The sequence below is a fragment of the Idiomarina sp. ST20R2A10 genome (assembly GCF_051842345.1).
Classification (GTDB): domain Bacteria; phylum Pseudomonadota; class Gammaproteobacteria; order Enterobacterales; family Alteromonadaceae; genus Idiomarina; species Idiomarina loihiensis.
In genome coordinates, this window is record NZ_JBNIEY010000007.1 from 15,008 (window position 1) to 30,981 (window position 15,974).

The following is a 15,974-nucleotide window of genomic DNA, read 5'->3' on the forward strand; positions in this document are numbered from 1 at the left end:
TCCTTTTTAATTTTCGTCCAGCCTTTGGAAAAGGCCTTCAGTTTACCGTATTTTCCAACAACTTGAACGGAACTCTTTGCATCGCTCCGCAAGCTTGAGTAACGTAAAGCCATAACCCAAAAGGAGAATAACAATGTGGTTAAAGCACTCAGTCATTGCCGGTAGCTTAGCGCTACTTTTCACTTCCGTTCCAGCCTTATCACAAGAAACATTCCAGGCGGACGATATTTTCCAGCTTGAATACGCTAATCAGGTCAGTATTTCACCCGACGGCAAATACATTGCGTATATCCGCAACAGTTTTGACGACATGAAAGACAATACCCGGCGCTCATTATGGCTAATTGATACCGAAACCGGTCAACATTTACCGATTTTTGACGATCAGTTTAACTACGGCAGCCTCGCCTGGTCGAATGACGGTACTCGCCTTGCCTTTGCCTCTAACCGTTCTGAAAAAAACCAAATTCATGTGCACTGGATTAAAGAGCAACGCACCGCCAAAGTCACTCACGTAAGCGAAAGCCCCGGCAGTATTAGCTGGTCTAACGACGACACCCAACTGGCTTTTACTATGTCGGTTAAAGCCGAGCCTACGCCTTTTGCTAAAAGTGTGAAAAAGCCAACAAAACCTAAAGGCGCTAAGTGGTCTGACTCTCCCATTATTGTTCAGGAAGCCTATTATCAACGCGACGGCACCGGCGTTTTAGAGCCTGCGCACACACAAATTTTTGTCGTACCTGCAGACGGCGGTAGCGCGCGCCAGTTAACCGACGGCCCTTACCGACATGGCGGCCCACTTACCTGGGCAGCCGACGATAAGCATTTGATTTTTTCTGGCAACCGCTCTGAAGACTGGGCCTATCAGGTGAATGAAAGTGACCTTTACAGCGTAAGCCTGAGTTCAAAAGAAGTGACTCAGGTAACTAACAAACCCGGCCGCGAGTCATCACCACAGTTCTCACCAGACGGCGAACATTTAGCTTACTTACACAGCTCTAACGAGCCGGTGCCTTACCATAAGTCACAATTATGGATAATGGACTGGAGTGAGAGGTCGGAAACAGAGTTACAGGCTGACTTCGATCGTTCTTTCAGCTCGCCACAATGGACAGGCAATGAGTCGCTTGCGGTTTCATACGCCGATCAGGGCAAAACCGTAGTTGCTGATGTCACCTTGAGCAATGAGCTGACGAATCGGGTGGATGATGTTTCCGGTGTTTACGTCAGCCGTCCTTATACCATGGGCTCTTTTACGGCCTCAAAAACCGGTGCTATTGCCTACACAAAAGGGTCTGAATATCGCCCCGCCGATGTCGGTTATCAGCCACAAGATGGCGAAGCGGTTCAGTTTACTCAGCTTAATGAAGACCTGCTAGGTCACCGTGAGCTGGGTGAAGTTCACGAGATTCGCTATGAGTCGCGCTATGACGGCAAGGAGATTCATGGCTGGTACATTACTCCGCCAAACTACGATGAAAACAAAGAGTACCCGTTACTGTTAGAAATACACGGCGGTCCTCACCTGTCTTACGGTCCGCATTTTGCCGCAGAACACCAGCGCTATGCAGCCGAAGGCTATGTGGTGCTTTATGTAAACCATCGCGGCAGTACTTCATACGGTAAAGACTTTGCCATGCTGCTGGACGGCAACTACTCGTCACCTTATGACTTTGCTGACCACATGACTGGCATTGATTTACTCATTGATAAAGGCATTGCCGACTCAGACAACCTGTTTATTGCCGGCGGCTCGGCAGGCGGTATCGCCACAGCCTATGCAGTCGGACTGACCAATCGCTTTAACGCCGCGGCAGCCACTAACCCCGTTATTAACTGGGTGAGTAAAGTACTGACAGCTGATAGCTCTATTGGTCAAATTACTAACCAGTTCCCGGGTATGCCATGGGAAGAACTGGAGCATTACTGGCAACGCTCCCCGCTGTCTATGGTGGGTGACGTTGAAACACCGGTATTGTTGTTCACTGGTGAAGAAGACCGCCGTACGCCAATATCGGAAACCGAGCAGTTCTATCAGGCGTTGAAGCTGCAAAAAGTCGACACCGCTATGGTACGTGTTCCAGGCGCTTTTCACGGTGTTACGGCTCGCCCTTCTAATATGATAGCCAAAATTGAACACGCGCTGGCGTGGTTTGAGCAGTATAAGAAATGAGAATAGCGACACTGGGCCCTGCCGGCACCTTTTCCGAGGTTGCGGCAGGGCTTTATCAACCCGAAAGGCAACACCAAATTCAGTTACTGGACAGTCTGGTGAGTTGTCTGGACGCAATTGGTAATGACTGCGACGCTGCAGTTGTGCCTATTGAAAATTTAACCGAGGGCTTTGTCTCTCCTGTTGTGGACTACCTGGTTCAGCGCCCACTACATATTCAGGCGGAAATTCGCATTCCGGTTGGTTTTCAGTGCCTGGCCAACAGTGCTGAACCGCAGCAAATATGGGCACAGTTCGTAGCCGCCGGTCAATGCAATCAGTATCTGAATGGATTGGGGCTTCCGGTTATACACACTGCGAGTAATGCGTTGTCGCTCGATGCGTTGCTGGCCACCGAAAAGCCATCTGCGGCGGTGGTTCCCAAGCACGTAAGCTGCCCCGCTTCATTACAGATTCTGAACAGCAACATCGCTGACAACCCACGTAACGAAACGCGCTTCGTGGTATTATCCGCAACATCTGAAACGCCGGAATTTGATAAAAGTACGCATTGGAAAAGCAGTTTGCTGCTCATTGACGACAACGATCACCCGGGCTTATTGGTCGACAGCTTACAGGTTTTTGCAAAACAGCAAATTAACTTAACCTCCATTGTTTCAAGACCGGCGGGAAGTCAGTTTGGTGACTATCATTTCTTTATTGATTTTGACGGGCACCTCAGCGAGCCAGGTATAGCAGCCGCTTTGCAGGAACTGGCGAAAATGAACAACATTCACTGGCTGGGTTCGTACCCGGCCGCAGCTATAGGGAATCAGTAATGTCTCTGGAAGTTATTAAACATGAGCCTGCGGGTAACGCCGATGCGGTTATTATTTGGCTTCACGGCTTAGGTGCGTCGGGTAACGACTTTGTACCCATGACAGAACACATAAAAATTAATAACGCGCAGATTCGCTTTTTATTTCCGCACGCTCCGCAAATGCCGGTCACCATAAACCAGGGCATGGTCATGCCAGCCTGGTATGACATTACCGACATGAGCATTGACCGCCAAATTGACAGCCAGCAGTTGCGCGAGTCAGTAGCGAAAGTGCACGCTATGATCGACGAACAAGTTGCTCAGGGCATCGACAGTAAGCGCATTATTATTGCCGGGTTTTCACAAGGTGGCGCAGTGGGTTATGAAGCAGCTTTGACTTACCCTAAACCACTGGCCGGTTTAATGGCGCATTCCACTTATTTTGCCACCGCGGGTGACATTGAGGTAAATGAAGCCAACGCGCAACTGCCTATTTTGGTTCAGCACGGCACACAGGACCCGGTTGTGCCGGAAGTTCTGGGACAAAAAGCCTGCGCGGCATTAAAAGAGAAAGGTTTTAAAGTGACATATCAGACCTACCCAATGCCACATTCACTGTGTATGGAGCAGGTTCAGGATATGCAGAAATGGCTGAATGAGCGGTTCTAGCCGCTCATTCACAGAATTGTGACCGCTCTAAAAAGTTTAGCCAGCCAGCAGTTGCAGCTTTTCCGCCCAGCTGCTGGCCAGATTCTCGCCCCGTTCAAACGAGTCAATCATAATGTTCACGTGACCCACTTTACGCCCGGGACGTGCCTCTTTACCGTACCAGTGACAGTCGGCAGCGGCGGCTTCCCACAAGGCTTCAGGGATTCCGGCAACACCAATTACATTAACCATTAGCGTTGGCGCAATCAGCAAGTCCGGTAATGGCAAGCCGGTAATAGCACGTATATGCAAATTAAACTGATCGCAGTTAGCACCGCTCATGGTCCAGTGACCGGAGTTATGAACCCGCGGCGCCACTTCGTTCACCAGCAAGTGTTGGTTGTCTCCTTCACCGACTACAAAGAACTCAATGGCTAATACACCGACGTAGTCCAGCGCATTCGTCAGTTTCTGGTGGTGTTCTTTGGCTAAGGCTTCCAGTTCTTTAGAAAAGTGCTCAGCACCCGCCAGGCTATACGACAAAATGCCTTGGGTATGCACGTTCAACGTCAGTGGGAAGCAGCGCTGCTCACCTTTATGTGAACGCGCACCGACAACCGACACTTCATCGGTAAAATCGATCATATCTTCAACAATACCCGGACGCTGTCCGGCGTCTTCTGCAACGGTCGCAATGTCGTCACCCGGGCGCCAGCGCCACTGGCCCTTGCCATCGTAACCGCCTTTTGCCGATTTAATGACAACTGCATGGTCGCAGGCGTTTAAAATAGCGCTTAACTCAGCTGCGTTTTCGTATGCCTTCCAGGCCGATGTTGGTATATCCAGCTCATCGCACAGGGCTTTTTGAGAACGACGGTCAACCAGTTGATTAAAGCGTTCAGGTTGCAACAGAAACTTGTCGGCAGCTTTAGCCACCAACTCTTCACCTAAGTGCTCGTGTTCCCAGGTAGTGACATCAGCCCATTCATTCGCTTCCGCTAACGTAATCGATAACGGCTGCTGGCTACCCAATGCCATGACCTGATCTTGTCTGTCGCTGTATAAAACGCATTCATGACCCTGCTGAATAACCGCTTTACCCAGCATTTGCCCTAACTGGCCGTTACCAAGGATCAGAATTTTCATTTTGGTAGTTCCAGGTCTGAGTTAGCCATCACTTTTTCTTTTTGCGCTATGCGGAATTCGTGTACTCGTTTGCGCACATCGCTGTCAAAGCTGCCAATAACCTGTGCCGCTAGTAAGCCTGCGTTTGCCGCTCCGGCATCGCCAATAGCCAGAGTACCAACAGCCACACCCTTAGGCATTTGCACAATGGACAACAAGCTGTCTAAACCTTTTAACTGCTTGCTCGGAACTGGCACACCAAACACCGGTATGGCCGTATAAGCCGCCAGCATACCCGGTAAATGAGCAGCACCACCGGCTCCCGCAATAACCACAGGTACACCATCTTGTTCCGCTTGTTCCATGGTGGATTTAAGTAAGTCCGGCGTGCGGTGTGCAGATACCACTTTAGCCTGCCATTTAATGCCCAGAGACTCGAGCATTTCTGCCGCTTTTTGCATTACCGGCCAATCGGACTGGGAACCCATTAGAATCAATACCGGAGCCATGGTGTCACCTTTTATTTACTGTTTGGATGTGCGTGCGCATTTGGAAAGGCGGGGATTGTAGCCATTGACCGCCTTAACTGCAAATTTCACGCATAATTATTAACCAGATTTATTAACTCAGTTTAGACTTTTTGCTGATGGTAGTGTTAATCAGCTAGAGTTAGTATCTGTTATCACTTAGTACCAACAGGAATACATCATGCTACTTTCTGCGAAAGACTCTTTACTACTGATTGTTGATGCTCAGGAGAAGTTACTGCCAGCCATTCACCAACGCGATGTGGTTACTTCTCGTATGCGCTGGCTAGGCGAAATTGCCATGCAACTGGATTTGCCTATTCTTATTACCGAACAATATCCGAAAGGTTTAGGCTACACCGTTGATAGCCTGCAAGATATTATTGAAGCGGCACGAGTGGTTGAAAAAACGCACTTTAGTGCGCTGCGTGACGACACTTTCCGTGATGTGCTCTCCGAGTACAATAAAAAGCATGTGGTTATTATGGGCATGGAAACCCACGTCTGCGTTTTACAAACCGCAATAGAGCTTCAGGCTTCGGGTTATCAGGTCTTCTTACCCGCTGACACAGTAGGCTCGCGCCGCCCCACAGATAAAGACAGTGCCATTGAGCGAATGCGAAACGCCGGCGTTGAAATTATTACTTCCGAAATGGCCGCTTTTGAATGGTTAGAGAAGTCAGGAACCGATACTTTCCGCCATATCAGCCGTAACTGGTTAAAATAACGCAAGGTATTGTTGACTCGGGTTATATTAAGCGTATACTCGAAACCGCTGAGAAAATTTCGGCTATTGATTTGAGATTTTTTACGAAGTCCTTTTTGCTGTACCTCGTTTTGTAAGTCCAAGTAATACCTAAGTTTTTTGAGCAATACATTGATTTCAACATGCACTACGAGGAATATCAGCATGTCTACTACTACTGGTAAAGTAAAATTCTTTAACGAAGCTAAAGGCTTCGGTTTCATCGAACAAGAAAACGGCGCAGACGTTTTCGTACATTTCAGCGCTATTCAGTCTGACGGTTTTAAAACTCTGGCAGAAGGCCAGCAGGTTTCTTTCACCGTAGCTCAAGGCCCTAAAGGTCCACAAGCTGAAAACGTAGTTCCTATGTAAGGAACCTTCGTTGCCCTTTCGGGTACCGAACGTTTACACAAAGAATTTCAAAAACGTCGCTTTTAGCGGCGTTTTTTTATGCCTAAATCCCTGCTTCGCTAAACTTTTTCTAGAAAATCACGATAACCTTACTAATATTGATGTTAATCAAACAACTTAAAGGCGCTTATGAAAAATAACGGTCCGGTAACAGGAAAGGAGAGCCGCTTTCCCGACCACTATCGGTTGATATCGTCAACCGACCTAAAAGGGGTCATCAGACATTGTAACGACGACTTCGTTAATATTAGTGGTTATACCCGTGATGAATTAATTGGTTCACCGCACAACCTCTTACGTCACCCCGATATGCCGGGCAGTGTTTTCGAGCATATGTGGAAAACCATTAAACGCGGCAAACCCTGGATGGGCTTAGTTAAAAACCGCTGTAAAAATGGCGACCATTATTGGGTCAGTGCTTATGTCACACCAATAATGGAAAACGATAAGCCAGTGGGTTTCGAGTCCGTGCGGGTTGCCACCTCAGATGAGTTAAAACAGCGCGCACAAGGCGTTTATGACAGGCTGAATGCCGGAAAACATGCCATTCCATTCGGCAAACGTGTATGGCTGGGCTGTAAAGATTTAATACCTGTAATAGTTCCCGGTGTGGTAGCCAGTGCCATTATAGCCGCGCTAGGTGAACCCGCAGCGGCACTTATCACTTTAGCAGGTACCGCAATATCAACTCTTGCTTATGGCGCCTACGTTGGTCGTATGCTGCAAGGGCTATTAACTTTGCGCACTGATGCTTTCGACTCTGAGTTAGTCGGCATGACTTATTTCAACAAGCAGGGTCGGGAAGCCAGGCTTGCTATGCAGCTCATTAGCGAAGGCGCACGTAACCGAACCGCTTTAAGTCGCATGAAAGACGCGGTCGGCGGTCTTCTGAAAGTCACCGAAGATACATACAATCAGGCGCAGCTAAGCAGTCAGTATGTTGATAAACAAACAGCCTCTACTCAGCAAACGGCAACCGCAATGAACCAGATGGCGACCGCCATTCAGGAAGTAGCCGACACAATAGAGCGTAATGCGGAGCAGGCCGAATCAGCCAAGGCCAACATTGACGAAAGCGTCGGGCTGGCAAGAGAAGCCAGTGAAGTTATTATCAGACTGCATGACGCAGTAAAAGAAATCGCCAAAACGGTCGAAGAGCTTGATCAGTCTACCGGAGCTATCGGCGAAGCCGCCGATTTAATCTCTTCTATTGCGGACCAGACCAATTTATTAGCATTGAATGCCGCAATTGAAGCAGCTCGTGCCGGTGAACATGGCCGTGGCTTTTCCGTGGTCGCGGACGAGGTCCGCTCGCTGGCCTCAAGAACCACTCAATCTACCGAGGGTATTCATAAAGTTATTCAGCAACTGCGCGATCGTGCCCGTAATGCTGTAGAAGTATCGAAACAAGGCGAGCAGGCAGCATCTGAAGGGGTTGAGAAAGTTCGCCTGGCAGACAGTGCGTTGGGTGAAATATCAGTGGCTATTCAGGAAATTTCTGATATGTCAGCGCAAATGGCATCGGCTGTCGAAGAACAAAGTGGCGTTGCCGACCATATCAGTGAACAGATTACTCAAATTGCTGATACCGCTCGCGAGACTCAGAAAACGGCAGAGCAAACTCAGCACTCAAGCAACGAACTGCAAAATACCAGCAAAGAGCTGTATTCATTGATTGAGCGCTTTAACTTAAAAAGTTAATGGTTTTGCTCATCTGATGCAGAAGCATCATCTTTGTGGGTGCGCCGTTTAGCGGCGCGCTCGCTTTCTTCCAGAAACTCGACGTCGTCCATATCAACTTCGGGGATCTCGCCGCAGACATCGCCACCGAGCTTATTAACCGCCTGGCATAGGTCAGAAACCTTGTTATCCAATACCTGCACATGATCCAACATTCGACCTATTGCGGTTGCCACCGGGTCAGGATTATCTGCCGAGATAGCGTAAGCGTCGAAACCATATTCCTGAGCCATTTTCTTGCGTCGCTCAGTCGTTTCTTTATCAACACCAGACTGAGCCACACGAGCCGGAATGCCTACAACCGTTGTTAACTCAGGTACGTCGCGGACAACAACAGCGTTAGAACCAATGCGGGCAGACTTTCCAACCGTAATGGGACCCAGTACTTTAGCGCCGGCACCAATAACCACACCGTCCTTTAATGTCGGGTGTCGCTTACCTTTATGCCAGCTTGTACCACCAAGAGTGACACCATGGTAAAGAGTAACATCGTCACCAATTTCCGCAGTTTCACCAATAACCACACCCATACCATGATCGATAAAGAATCGACGGCCAATTTTAGCCCCGGGATGGATCTCAATACCGGTAAGCCAGCGTGAAATATTAGAGACAAAACGGGCAAGCCAGTACAGTTTCCAGCCCCAAAGCTTATGGCTTACGCGATGAAACCAGGTAGCATGAAGCCCGGGATAGTGAAATAACACTTCCATGGTATTGCGCGCAGCCGGGTCTCTTGCAAAAACGCTGGCTATATCTTCTTTTACACCTTTAAAAAACGCCATGCCGCCTCCTCAGGCCGCCGGAAATTGCTTTAATAGCTTATCAACGTCAGCAAGAATAATATCGCGCATGGACTTCTCATAGCCTTCTCGCTCGTCGTCCATTTCCTTCACTTTCTTCTTAGGAAACTTCTTACGCGATTCATGCGTTGGCATATGTTTAATTTTCTCATACATACCGTGCATTGCAGGGTAGTCATTAGAGTAATCGTAATCGACCGCTTCGGGTCGATGATCAAGCAATACCACGATTCTCAGGCATCCTTCAGACAGCGGACATTGCTCCTGCTGCATTGCTTTAGCTATGGTAATAATGCTTTCATCAATACGGTCAACGCGCTTTTGCACCGCTGCTTCGCGAACTTGAGTCTGAGTACGCAGGCGCAACAGTAAAGTCGAAGCGTACCAACCCAGAGCGACAATAATCAATACGCCTACAATGGCGATAATCCAATAGAGTTCGCTGGACATTAGCTCTCCTCGTCGTCCCATTCTTCATCGAGTTCATAACCCAGTTTGGCAATCAGCTGCTCGTAACGCTCAGATTTCTCGTCAAGGTAGCTTTGCTCTTCTGCTGTCAGAGACTCATCGTTTTCAAAGCGTTCAGCCAGTAGCTGCAGTTTGCTATCTTCCTGCAACTGCTTCAGCTCCTGCTCAGGTGTCATTACCAAAGCTATTTTACGACGACTTCCATGGCGGGGATCTTTCTCATCTCCTTTTGTTTTGCTTTGTTGCAAAACTTTAGCCGATGAATGTCGCTGACCAGGCGCTTGTCCCTTTCCTTTTTTCTTGCCCTTGGATGCCGCATCTGTTGCGCGTGCATCTCTCGGAGTTTTAGGCTGTGCCAATGGTCCGGCTTTACGTGTCTTTTTCTGGCGAGTCATGGTCGCTCCTGAATAACAACTAATGTGGTCTATTGTAACGCAATAACGTGGATTACGTCAGTGGGGAGCAACGAATTACAAGTCTGAGATGATTTTTAGGCAAGAAAAAAGGCGATGCTTTCACATCGCCTGATTCTCTCATAACATTGGCAGCGCACTGCAACTATGAGAATGGTTGTCACTGTTTCCGAGTTTTTATTGCGGTTTTCCGTAACCTGTTTGCTTTTTATTATTGTTATTATTAAGTGGAGCAACCGCGAGCCTGTTGGCTTTACTCCCTGGATTATCGAGAAATAAGATAACATCTGACTTTTCGATAACCTCTCGACCTCTTGTTATTTTTTTGTGTCGAGTCAGCTGTATTTTTACAGTCTTTTTATTATTTTCTCAAGGGCTTTTAACATCTTTTTTTTTATTTTTTTCTGTCTGGAAGCTCCCCGAGCGTTGTTAAGACTACTTGAACCAAATATTAATTCAATGATTTTATTGATCTAAAAAAACACTTTTTTATTACTTTTTGTTAACAAGGCATGAAAAGATACGTTACTCATAACATTTTTCATAGCTATAAAAAAAGCGGCCGAAGCCGCTTTCCTATTCGCAAATACGAATTTAATACAAGCCACTCAAGAACTTAGACAGCAGCTCAATTTCTTCATCTGTCATTTTCTCTGTAACGCCCTGCATCATTCCATTCGGGTCGTTTGCACGCTCCCCACTACGGAACATTTCTAGCTGAGACTTGGTGTATGCGGCATGCTGACCTGAAATGTCAGGAAAAGCAGCTAACCCCATACCGTTTCCACGAGGGCCGTGACAACCCGCACATGAAGGCATATTGGTTTCAGGGTTTCCACGGCGGAACAAGTCTTCACCTTTGGCAATAAGATCTTTAGGTGTTTCGCCTTTCGGTGAGTCCTTCGATGCATAAAACGCGGCAAGATCGGCCATGTCTTGTTCTGACAATGAAGCGACCTGCCCCATCATAATCGGGTTATTACGGCCTTCTTCACCGCCTGTTTCGGAGGCCCGTTTGAAATCTTTCAGCTGTTTCAACAAATATTTTTCGTGCTGACCGGCCAAATGCGGGTACATATCGGTCGGAGATTCACCATTGGGTCCATGGCAAGCCGCACAAACTTGCGATTTCTCTTTTCCGGCTTCAGCGTCGCCGCTTTGTGCTACTGCGATACCGGCGGTACCGAAGAAAAGTCCCAAAAAGATTGCGAATTTTTTCATGTTTGCTTCTCTTCTGTTCTGGATGGCGCCACGCGCCCCAATAAATCACCTTAAGCAGGTTGCTATTTTACACAAAACTTGTGTGGATTAAATGATTAAAACCGAATCAATTGCTAAATGATCATTGGAGATACTGTCCGGATACTTCATAATGCGCGTAGATGTTCCGTTTTTTCAATAAAAGTGACCTTAATAGTGGCAGATCAGCAATTAGATTACGCATCGGCAAAATTTGTGACCAGTGCACCAGATATCAGCAAACTGCCGCCGGACTCAGGCATTGAAGTTGCTTTCGCCGGCCGTTCTAACGCAGGGAAATCCAGTGCGTTAAACACTCTGACGCGTCAAAAAGCGTTGGCCCGCACCAGTAAAACGCCCGGACGGACTCAGTTAATTAACGTTTTTGAACTTACCACAGGTCAGCGACTGATAGATTTACCCGGCTACGGATTCGCTAAGGTTCCATTAGCTGTCAAAGAAAAGTGGCAACGCTCTTTAAGCGAGTACCTTCAGCAACGCGACAGTTTAAAAGGTATCGTGGTATTAATGGATATCCGCCACCCGTTCCGCGAAACCGATCAGGAATTAATATACTGGGCGGTTAACTGTGACCTGCCGGTACTGGCTTTATTAACTAAGGCAGACAAACTCAAACAAGGCGCTCGCAAATCAACCGTTTTAAAAGCTAAGCAAGCGGCAATAGCCTTCAACGGCGACGTCCAGGTTGAAGCCTTTTCCTCATTGAAGCGCATAGGTGTCGAGCAAGTCGAAGAGAAACTCAACCAGTGGTATAGCAAAGAGTATGACGACGAATAACACGCCACCGCTTAGTGCCTGGTTATTATTAGGGTTACTCGCATTAATTTGGGGTAGCTCTTTTTTGTTGATTAAAAAAGGCTTACTGGCCTTTGGTCCAATGGAAGTTGGCGCGCTACGCATTAGCTCAGCAGGGCTTGTACTTGCCCCTTTCATTGCCCGCCGACTGAATAAAATTACCCGCAAACATTGGTTAAAGCTTGCCAGTGTCGGGCTGGTTGGCAGTCTTATTCCGGCTTTTATGTTTGCCATTGCCCAAACACAGCTGGAAAGCGGCGTTACCGGAGTTCTAAATGCGTTAACCCCTATCGCAACACTGGTTATCGGTGCGCTGTTCTTTCATCAGAAAGCGCGCATAGCACAGGTTATTGGCGTAGCCATTGGCTTGTTTGGTACTTTGCTTCTGGTTACGGCTTCGGCTAATGGCAGCTGGGACTTTAATCTGTACGCCTTGTTAGTCCTGGCCGCAACAGTTTGTTATGGCCTCAACCTGAACCTCATTAAACACAAAATCAGCGACTTATCGCCGTTAACCATTACCGGCATATCGTTGCTTATGGCTGCCGTTCCGGCAACAATCTACTTGTTTGCAGGAACGGAGTTTATTACTCAGGTTCAGCAGCCAGGCGCAATGTTGTCGCTGCTTTCTGTTCTGGCTCTGGGTATTGCAGGAACGGCAGGCGCCTTGGTTATTTTTAACCATGTCGTGCAGCTCACCAATACCGTTTTTACCAGTTCGGTCACCTACCTCATTCCCATTGTCGCTCTTATACTAGGGATACTTGATGGCGAAGAGTTTTGGTTGCAACAGGGAGTTGGAATGCTCGCCATTTTAGTTGGGGTTTGGTTCGCTAACCGCAGAGGCCGCTCCGGTATGGCTGGCATACCACAGAAATAGACAGAAAAAAGCCCGACTAAAAAGTCGGGCGAAAAGTAATCCAGGGAGAACAATTTTTTGAGGGAGGATTAATGCCCTCACCTGTTGTGACTAGACCCTTTATAAAAAGTTCAGACAATTCTTAAAATTAATGAGCTTCGTCCCAGTTATTGCCTTTACCAGCTTCCGCTATTAAAGGCACATCAAGGCTTGCAGCCTTTTCCATTACTTCAGTTAATTGTTCAATATAATCCGTTAATTTCGACTCTTTTATTTCAAACACCAGTTCATCGTGAACTTGCATTAGCATACGCACATCATCCTGACAGTTATTACTGTCAATCCAGTCGGCAACTTTCAGCATAGCTTTCTTAATGATATCCGCTGCAGTGCCCTGCATTGGCGCATTGATAGCTGCACGTTCCGCCCCTTTTCTACGGGCTCCGTTACTGGCTTTTATATCCGGCAAGGGTAAACGACGTCCAAACAGGGTTTTAACATAGCCCTGCTCTTTTGCCTGCTTGCGAGTATCTTCCATGTAACGCAAAACTCCAGGGAAGCGTTCAAAATACTTGTCCATATAGTGCTGAGCTTCATGACGGGCAATACCCAGTTGCCGCGCCAGCCCAAAGGCTGACATACCGTAAATTAGCCCGAAGTTCACCGCTTTTGCCTGACGGCGCTGGTCATTACTGACTTCATCAGCCTTACAGCCAAACACTTCGGCCGCTGTCGCACGGTGAATATCCAGGCCTTCGGCAAAAGCTTTAAGCAAAGACTCATCTTGCGACAAGTGCGCCATAATGCGCAGTTCAATCTGGCTATAGTCGATAGCGACAATCTTATAGCCTTGCTCAGGAATAAAGGCCTGACGCACTCTACGCCCTTCGGCGGTGCGAATTGGAATATTCTGCAGGTTCGGGTCTGTTGAGGACAAACGTCCGGTTGCGGTAACCGCCTGCTGATACGAGGTGTGTACGCGCCCTGTATCGGGGTTAATCATCTTCGGTAACTTGTCGGTATAGGTTGATTTAAGCTTCGACAAGCCGCGGTGCTGCAGTATCACATCCGGCAAGGGGTAGTCATGTGCCAGCTCGTGCAAAACTTCCTCAGCCGTTGACGGCGCGCCTTTTGGCGTTTTCTTCACAATTGGCAACTCAAGCTTTTCGAAGAATATGCGTTGCAGCTGTTTCGGCGAGCCCAGGTTGAACTCCTCGCCGGCAATTTCAAAAGCCTTTTTTTCCAGGGCATCGAGCTTTTCCGCAATTTCCTGGCTTTGCTTACCCAGCAAGTTTGCGTCAATACGCACACCGTATTGTTCCATATCGCACAAAACAGGCACTAACGGCACTTCAATGTCGGTAAGAACACTTTGCAGCTCGCTGCCGGTTTCTTTTACTTTATTCCAGAGCACATCATGCAATCGGTAGGTAATGTCAGCATCTTCAGCCGCGTAGGGCCCCGCCTGCTCTAAAGCAATCTGGTTAAACGTCAGTTGCTTAGCACCCTTACCTGCAATGTCTTCAAAACTAATGGTTTTGTGATTCAGATAATGCAGGCTTAAGGTATCCATATCATGCCGCGAACCAACACTGTTAAACACGTAGGAGGCAAGCATGGTGTCATTTAAAATCCCCGCCAGACGAATTTTATAGCGACGCAGGATATGCGAGTCGTATTTCAGGTTTTGCCCCACTTTTTGCGGCTTTTCAGCTTCAAGTAAAGGCTTTAACTGCTTTAGTAACCAGTCCCGGCCAACCTGGTCCGGCGCTTCCATATAATCATGCCCGACAGGTATATACACAGCTTCGCCAGGTGCCATGGCTAACGACACACCAACCAGTTCAGCTTCCATATAATTAAGGCTGGTTGTCTCGGTATCAAAAGCAAAGTAATCACATTTATTCAGTTGCGTTATGTAATCGCTGACGTCTTTTTCAGTCATCAATACACGGTACGAGTCTCTGTTTATATCGCTGGTCGGTTTTTCGCCATCGGTTTCACCCAGCGCCTGATCCGTTGCCGCACCAGTTTCCATCAGCTCACCAAGCCACCGGCGGAATTCACAACGACTGTAGAGCTCCTGCAGTTTTTCGCTGTCTGCCGTCTGTATTTTCAACTCTTCCGGTTGTAAGTCCATTGCCACATCGAGCTTAATGGTCGCCAGCTCACGCGACATCAGCAGCTGTTCTTTATATTCATTAAGCTTAGCCGGCATAGACTTCGCACCACGAAAAGAGAGCTCAGTTACTGCATTCACATTTTCGTAAATAGCGTCAATGCTGGGAATACTTTGCAGCAGCGCCTGTGCTGTCTTTTCGCCCACTTTGGGCAAGCCTGGAATATTGTCAGAGCTGTCACCCATAAGCGCTAAATAATCGATAATTTGGTTTGGCTTAACCCCGAACTTTTTCTCAACCCCTTCAGGATCCATTAAAGTATCGGTCATGGTGTTAATGAGCATGACATGTTCATTGACCAGCTGAGCCATGTCTTTATCGCCGGTACTAATCAGCGTAAAGCGCCCCTTGTCGCCGGCCTGGCGCGCCAGCGTGCCAATAACATCATCAGCTTCAACATCGTCAATGCAAAGCAGCGGTAAACCCATAGCCCGGACAATGTCATGCAAAGGTTTGATCTGGCTTCGCAGATCGTCTGGCATAGGCGGACGATTTGCTTTGTAGTCCTGGTAAATGTCGCTACGAAAGGTTTTGCCTTTGGCATCAAAAACTACGGCCATATGGCTGGGTTTATAGCGCTTTAACAGGCTTCGAAGCATATTAACGACGCCGTAAATAGCTCCGGTCGGTTCACCTTTTGAGTTGGTTAAATGCGGCGGCGAATGAAAAGCGCGGAACAAATAAGAAGAACCATCGACAAGGATAAAAGGATTTTCTGGAACAGATGTGGCCATAGTTAAGAACCTAAATTAAGCGTTACCTATAGGATGCCACAGAACGGCAATTCAGGCCACTGAACAGAGTGTGCATAACCTGTTAATAACTCTGTTAACAACGGTTCATGCCACAGCCGGAAATTTAAATTTCCCCGTGTCTAAAATTTACTTAAGTTATTGATAGTATGGGATTTAAAACGGCAGGTTTCCCGAAATACCTAGTACTTTTTATTATTATGTTTCACTGTGGAAACTATTCTGCTTTTGTCCTGAAATGGAAGGAAATGCCTCAAAAGCAGGTCAGACAGATTA

The 15,974-nt window shown here is 47.6% G+C and carries 15 protein-coding genes; 8 read left to right on the forward strand and 7 right to left on the reverse strand.

Annotated elements, in window-relative coordinates; genetic code table 11:
• Positions 1–133 precede the first annotated feature (133 nt).
• Genes ACP7H9_RS10475 through ACP7H9_RS10485 form a run of 3 tightly spaced genes read left to right on the forward strand, consistent with a single transcriptional unit; the run spans position 134 to position 3,641 of the window.
• Positions 134–2,173, forward strand: a complete 2,040-nt coding sequence (locus ACP7H9_RS10475; protein ID WP_439222739.1) for a S9 family peptidase — start codon at positions 134–136, stop codon at positions 2,171–2,173.
• Positions 2,170–2,991, forward strand: coding sequence for a prephenate dehydratase (locus tag ACP7H9_RS10480; protein ID WP_286823868.1), 822 nt, complete (start codon positions 2,170–2,172; stop codon positions 2,989–2,991). The genes ACP7H9_RS10475 and ACP7H9_RS10480 overlap by 4 nt, the downstream gene beginning before the upstream one ends.
• Entirely contained in the window at positions 2,991–3,641 is a 651-nt protein-coding gene (locus ACP7H9_RS10485) for an alpha/beta hydrolase (RefSeq protein ID WP_439222740.1), read from the forward strand. The genes ACP7H9_RS10480 and ACP7H9_RS10485 overlap by 1 nt, the downstream gene beginning before the upstream one ends.
• A 36-nt stretch (positions 3,642–3,677) precedes the next feature.
• Here the strand turns inward: ACP7H9_RS10485 and ACP7H9_RS10490 are convergent, their stop codons facing one another.
• Both ACP7H9_RS10490 and purE read right to left on the reverse strand, forming a co-directional pair.
• Positions 3,678–4,766, reverse strand: coding sequence for an ATP-grasp domain-containing protein (locus tag ACP7H9_RS10490; RefSeq protein ID WP_286823866.1), 1,089 nt, complete (start codon positions 4,764–4,766; stop codon positions 3,678–3,680).
• Entirely contained in the window at positions 4,763–5,254 is a 492-nt protein-coding gene (purE, locus tag ACP7H9_RS10495; protein WP_439222741.1) for a 5-(carboxyamino)imidazole ribonucleotide mutase, read from the reverse strand. Before purE ends, ACP7H9_RS10490 begins: the two co-directional genes overlap by 4 nt.
• 199 nt (positions 5,255–5,453) lie before the next feature.
• Between purE and ACP7H9_RS10500 the strand changes: the two genes are divergently transcribed.
• The 3 genes from ACP7H9_RS10500 to ACP7H9_RS10510 all read left to right on the forward strand — a co-directional run bounded on the left by ACP7H9_RS10500 (position 5,454) and on the right by ACP7H9_RS10510 (position 8,129).
• A complete protein-coding gene (locus ACP7H9_RS10500) occupies positions 5,454–5,999 on the forward strand; it encodes a hydrolase (protein WP_034819335.1) in 546 nt (181 codons plus the stop codon).
• Positions 6,000–6,182: 183 nt separating this feature from the next.
• Positions 6,183–6,389 carry a cold-shock protein gene (locus ACP7H9_RS10505; RefSeq protein WP_011233297.1) on the forward strand — a complete coding sequence of 69 codons (207 nt, stop codon included), beginning with the start codon at positions 6,183–6,185 and terminating at the stop codon, positions 6,387–6,389.
• A 168-nt stretch (positions 6,390–6,557) separates the two neighbouring features.
• Entirely contained in the window at positions 6,558–8,129 is a 1,572-nt protein-coding gene (locus ACP7H9_RS10510) for a methyl-accepting chemotaxis protein (protein ID WP_439222742.1), read from the forward strand.
• Here the strand turns inward: ACP7H9_RS10510 and cysE are convergent.
• The 4 genes from cysE to ACP7H9_RS10530 form a co-directional block, all read right to left on the reverse strand.
• Positions 8,126–8,953, reverse strand: a complete 828-nt coding sequence (gene cysE, locus ACP7H9_RS10515; protein ID WP_439222743.1) for a serine O-acetyltransferase — start codon at positions 8,951–8,953, stop codon at positions 8,126–8,128. The genes ACP7H9_RS10510 and cysE overlap by 4 nt on opposite strands.
• Positions 8,954–8,962: 9 nt before the next feature.
• Positions 8,963–9,421, reverse strand: a complete 459-nt coding sequence (locus ACP7H9_RS10520) for a DUF2489 domain-containing protein (protein WP_439222744.1) — start codon at positions 9,419–9,421, stop codon at positions 8,963–8,965.
• A complete protein-coding gene (locus tag ACP7H9_RS10525; RefSeq protein ID WP_439222745.1) occupies positions 9,421–9,834 on the reverse strand; it encodes a GTPase-activating protein in 414 nt (137 codons plus the stop codon). Before ACP7H9_RS10525 ends, ACP7H9_RS10520 begins: the two co-directional genes overlap by 1 nt.
• 612 nt (positions 9,835–10,446) lie before the next feature.
• Positions 10,447–11,073 (reverse strand): c-type cytochrome, encoded by a 627-nt coding sequence (locus ACP7H9_RS10530; protein ID WP_034819357.1) that lies wholly within the window; start codon positions 11,071–11,073, stop codon positions 10,447–10,449.
• 195 nt (positions 11,074–11,268) lie between these two features.
• Between ACP7H9_RS10530 and yihA the strand changes: the two genes are divergently transcribed.
• Both yihA and ACP7H9_RS10540 read left to right on the forward strand, forming a co-directional pair.
• Entirely contained in the window at positions 11,269–11,889 is a 621-nt protein-coding gene (gene yihA, locus ACP7H9_RS10535; RefSeq protein WP_439222746.1) for a ribosome biogenesis GTP-binding protein YihA/YsxC, read from the forward strand.
• Positions 11,876–12,787 carry a DMT family transporter gene (locus ACP7H9_RS10540; RefSeq protein ID WP_439222747.1) on the forward strand — a complete coding sequence of 304 codons (912 nt, stop codon included), beginning with the start codon at positions 11,876–11,878 and terminating at the stop codon, positions 12,785–12,787. The genes yihA and ACP7H9_RS10540 overlap by 14 nt, the downstream gene beginning before the upstream one ends.
• Before the next feature lie 127 nt (positions 12,788–12,914).
• Here ACP7H9_RS10540 and polA read toward each other — a convergent pair whose 3' ends face one another.
• Positions 12,915–15,680: a DNA polymerase I gene (polA, locus tag ACP7H9_RS10545; protein WP_439222748.1), complete on the reverse strand. Its 2,766-nt coding sequence runs from the start codon at positions 15,678–15,680 to the stop codon at positions 12,915–12,917.
• Between the last annotated feature and the right edge of the window lie 294 nt (positions 15,681–15,974).